The sequence below is a fragment of the Streptococcus sp. GMD6S genome, from assembly GCF_000297015.1.
The window spans coordinates 1-623 of sequence record NZ_AJRH01000243.1; the positions used below are offsets into that span (position 1 = coordinate 1).

The 623-nt window shown below is 51.8% G+C and carries 1 protein-coding gene; it reads right to left on the minus strand.

Annotation, left to right across the window (positions count from 1 at the left end):
* A partial coding sequence (locus tag GMD6S_RS12445; RefSeq protein ID WP_192811846.1) for a hypothetical protein occupies positions 1-623 on the minus strand: 623 nt, incomplete at both ends.

A 623-nucleotide genomic window follows, 5' to 3' on the forward strand; every position in this document is an offset into this window, starting at 1 on the left:
GATGCAGACTGGCTCGAGCTGACTGAAGCTGACTCACTCGCACTTACAGAAGCGGATTGGCTGGCACTCACTGAAGCGGATTGACTAGAGCTCACTGACGCTGATTGACTCGAGCTCGCTGATGCAGATTCACTTGCACTTACTGAGGCGGATTGACTTGCACTTGCAGATGCTGATTGGCTGGAGCTTGTAGATGCAGACTGACTTGCACTCACTGAAGCGGATTGACTAGCACTTACCGAGGCTGATTGGCTGGAGCTTGTAGATGCAGACTGACTTGCACTCACTGAAGCGGATTGACTTGCACTTACTGAGGCTGATTCACTTGTGCTTACTGAGGCAGACTGACTAGCACTTACCGAAGCTGACTGGCTGGCACTCAATGATGCAGATTGACTAGAGCTTACTGAGGCAGACTGACTTGCACTTGCAGATGCTGATTGACTTGCGCTCGTTGAAGCTGATTGGCTAGCGCTCGCGAAGGCGGATTGACTGGCACTCAATGAAGCGGATTGACTGGCACTTACTGATGCGGATTGGCTCGAGCTTACGGATGCTGATTGACTTGAGCTTACGGACGCTGACTGGCTAGCACTTGCAGATGCTGATTGGCTCGAACTTGC